This window comes from Streptomyces sp. CO7, from assembly GCF_053474865.1.
Genome location: NZ_JBRIOU010000194.1, coordinates 1 through 3,745, shown reverse-complemented (window position 1 = coordinate 3,745; position 3,745 = coordinate 1). Strand labels below are relative to the sequence as shown.

Below are 3,745 nucleotides of genomic sequence, written 5' to 3'. Positions count from 1 at the left end.
GTCCAGGGGCAGGTCGGCCACCGCGGGGACCCCGTCCAGGGCCGAGCGCCAGTGGTCCAGGCCCCGGGAGACGGCGGAGTCCGGGTCCCGCGGGTCGCCGAGGACGTCGTTCTGCCACAGGGTGTAGTCGGCGTACTGGACGGGCAGCGGCTCCCAGCCGGGGGCGCGCCCCCGGGCCCGGTCGGCGTAGGCGCGGGCCAGGTCGGTCATCAGCGGGGCGAGGGACCAGCCGTCGCCCGCGACGTGGTGCAGGAGCACGGCGAGGGTCGCGCCGGAGCCGTCCTGCGGCAGGAACAGGGCGACCCGCAGCGGCAGGTCGCGGGAGAGGTCGAAGCTCTCGGCGGTGAACCGGGCCACCCGGCCGGGCACCTCGCCGGCCGGGCACTCCACGGTGCGCAGCCGGACCACCGAGGGGGCCAGGACATGCTGGTACGGCTCCTCGTCCGGGGTGAGGAACACGGTGCGCAGCACCTCGTGCCGGTCGGCGAGGTCGGTGACGGCGGCGGCCAGGGCGGCCGGGTCGGGCCGGGCGTCCAGTTCGAGGACGATCGGCATGTTGTACGCGGCGGACGGGCCGTCGAGCTGGTCGACCAGCCACAGCCGCCGCTGGGCGTGGGACAGCGGCACCCGGTCCTCGAGGGGCAGCGGCCCCTCGTGGACGACCGGCAGCCGCGGGTCGGTGGTGCGCAGCACCTTGCGGTCGATCTTGCCGGAGCTGGTGCGGGGCAGGGCGACGACGACGGCGACGGCGGCCGGGACCGCGGCGGCCGGCATGCGCTCGCGCACCCAGTCGCGCAGCTCGCCCGCGCCCGCGCCGCCGTCGGTGACGACGAAGGCGACGAGCCGCTTGACGCCGTCGGCCTCCTGCTGGGCGACGACCGCCGCCTCCCGGACCGCGGGATGGCCGGCGAGGACGGAGTCGACGGCGGCCGGGTCGATGCGCTGCCCGCCGATCTTCACCTCGTCGTCGACGCGGCCGTGGAAGAGGATCTGCCCGTCGTCCCCGACGGCGACCAGATCACCCGTGCGGTAGGCGCGCTCCCCGTCCAGCGTGGTGAAACGGCGGGCGTTCAGCTCGGGGCGGCCGAGGTAGCCGCGGGTCAGGCCGCCGCCCAGCAGCCACAGTTCGCCGTCGACGACGGCGGCGCGGACCCCCGGCAGGGGACGGCCGATGGGGACGGGGCCGCCGTCGTGGTCGGTGAGGTCGGCGACGGTGGCGGCGACCGTCGCCTCGGTGGGCCCGTAGCTGTTGAGGAGGCGGACCCGGCCGCCGGTCAGGTCGCGCCACTGGGCGACCCGTTCCGGCAGGGCGGCCTCGCCGAAGGTGCCGACCAGGCGCAGGCAGCCGGGCAGCCGCGCGGACCCGGTGGACAGCACGTGGACCAGCTCGTGCCAGTAGGCGGCGGGCAGGTCCACCAGGGTGACGCCGTGCCGGGCGCATCCGGTCAGGAACTCCCCGACGTCCAGCATGTCGTCGGTGCGCAGCACCAGGGTGGCGCCCGCGCCGAGGGCGCTGAAGATCTCCTGGACGCTGGCGTCGAAGTGCAGCGGGCTGAACTGGAGGATCCGGTCGTCCGGGCCGATGCCGTAGGCGGGGATGACGCCGGCCGTGAAGTGGGCGAGGGAGTCGTGGGCGACGACGACGCCGTTGGGGGTGCCGGTGGACCCGGAGGTGTAGATGACGTAGGCGGCGTCCGCGTCGACGCCGGGGCCGGGGAGGACGAGTTCGCCGTGGCGGGCGACGTCGGCGGGCGAGGGCGCGTCCTGGCCGCAGCAGTCCCGCAGGATCGCCTCGTTGCGCGCCTCGGGCGCCTGGACGTCCAGCGGCAGGTAGGCGGCCCCGGTGGTCAGGACGGCGAGGATGCCGACGATCGCCTCGACGGAGCGCGGCCGGTGCAGGGCGACCAGACGGCCCGGCCCGGCGCCGGCCGCGGCCAGCTCGGCGGCCCGCTCGTCCACCGCGGCGGCGAGCTCGGCGTAGGTGAGGTGGACGCCGCCCTGGACGAGGGCGCGGGCGCCGGGCCTCACGCGCGCCCGGCGGGCGAAGAGCTCGAGGACCGGCGGGGCCGGCGACGGGGACGGCCCGCCGTCCAGCAGGTCTTCCGTTCCTATGGGGGGCATGCTGAGTTCCTCCGGTGAAGGGCACGGCCGAGAGACCGGGGCGAACGGTTCCTCTCGCCTCCGTGCCCTTCACGCTAGGGGCGGCCGGGCCGCCCCCGGGGCAGTGCGCGCGGCAGCTGCGGGCGGCAGGAACGGGCCGCCCGCAGCTGCCGCTGCCGGTGCGTCAGAGGGACGCGGCCCGCGCGCCCGCCCGGGTGCGCCGCCGCAGCGCGGTCGCCGCCGGACTCCCGCCGCCGCCCGTCATGCGGCGGGCCAGGGCGGCCGCGGTCGGGTTGCGGAACACGTCCTGCAGGGTGAGGTCCTGGCCGAACTCGGCCCGGATCCGGTTGAGCAGCCGCACCGCCAGCAGGGAGTGGCCCCCGGACTTGAAGAAGTTGTCCTCCCTGCCGACCTCCCGGCCGCCGAGGACGTCCCGGAAGACGCCCAGCAGGCGTTCCTCCCGGCCGTCCGGGGCAGCCGGCCCGCCGGCGTCCTTCGCCGGCGGGACGTGGCCGTGCTCGCCCGGAGCGGGCAGCCGCCTCACCTCGGCCACCCGGGCCGGGGCCAGGTAGTCGGGCAGCCGGTCGGCGGCCCAGCCGCGCAGCTCCTGCCCGTTCACGCCGCCGGGCAGACAGGTGACGTACGCGTACAGCCGGTCGTCACGGACGGCGACGGCCGCGCCCGTCACGGCGGGATGGCGCAGCAGGACCTCCTCGATCCGGCCGGGCTCCACCGGGTAGCCGGCCGCGGTGAGGACGGGCACCGGGCACAGCCTGCCGTCGGCGGCGGCGAACGCACGCCGGCCGGTGGGACGCAGACCGCCGCCCGGAGCCGGCTCGTGGACCTCGCCGGGCACCCGCACGGCGGCGGGCCGCCCCCGCTCGTCCAGAACCGTCGCCCGGCCTGTCCGGGCCGGCGGACCGTAGCCGAGCGCGGAGATCGGCGCGGCGGGGTCGGCGGCCAGCGCGTCGAGGGTCTCGGCGAGCCGCCGGGTCAGCAGGGACGCCGTCTGCTCGTCGTAGAGCGCGGTCGCGTACTCCAGGACGCCCTGGAGTCCGGCGGGCGCCCCGTCCGGGCCGGTCCGCTCGGTGAGCGCGAAGGTGAGGTCGCACTTGGCGCCGCCGGCCCGGAAGGCGACCGGATCGCCGCCCAGGGCGGACGGGGCGGGAGGAGCGGCCGGCCCGGAGGGCGCCGCGTGCACCTGGAGCATCACCTGCACCAGCGGGGCGTGGGCGGCGGACCGGTGCGGGTTGAGGTGCTCCACCAGCCGGTCGAAGGGCAGGTCCTGGTGGCTGTACGCGGCGAGCCCCGCCTCCCGGACCCTGCGCACCAGCTCGGCGTAGGCCGGGTCGCCGGAGGTGTCGGTGCGCAGCACCAGCGTGTTGACGAAGAATCCGACGAGCGGGTGCAGGGCGTCGTCGCCGCGCCCGGCGACGGTGGTGCCGATCGCGACGTCGCAGCCCGCGCCGTGCCGGGTCAGGACGGCGGCGAGCGCGGCCTGCACCACCATGAACAGGGTGGCGCCGCAGTCCCGGGCACGGCGCAGCAGCGCCCGGTGGGTGGAGGCGCCCACGGTGAACCGGGTGAGGGCGCCGGCGCCGTCGCTCACGGCGGGGCGCGGGCGGTCCGTGGGCAGGGCCAGCAA

The 3,745-nt window shown here is 77.4% G+C and carries 2 protein-coding genes; both read right to left on the bottom strand.

Annotation, left to right across the window (positions count from 1 at the left end; all coding sequences use genetic code 11):
- Window positions 1-2,121: amino acid adenylation domain-containing protein (locus tag ACOV8S_RS32490; RefSeq protein WP_448322197.1), on the bottom strand; the 2,121-nt coding region annotated here is incomplete at its 3' end.
- 163 nt (window positions 2,122-2,284) lie between these two features.
- On the bottom strand, window positions 2,285-3,745 hold a 1,461-nt coding region (locus ACOV8S_RS32485; protein WP_448322196.1), incomplete at its 5' end, for a condensation domain-containing protein.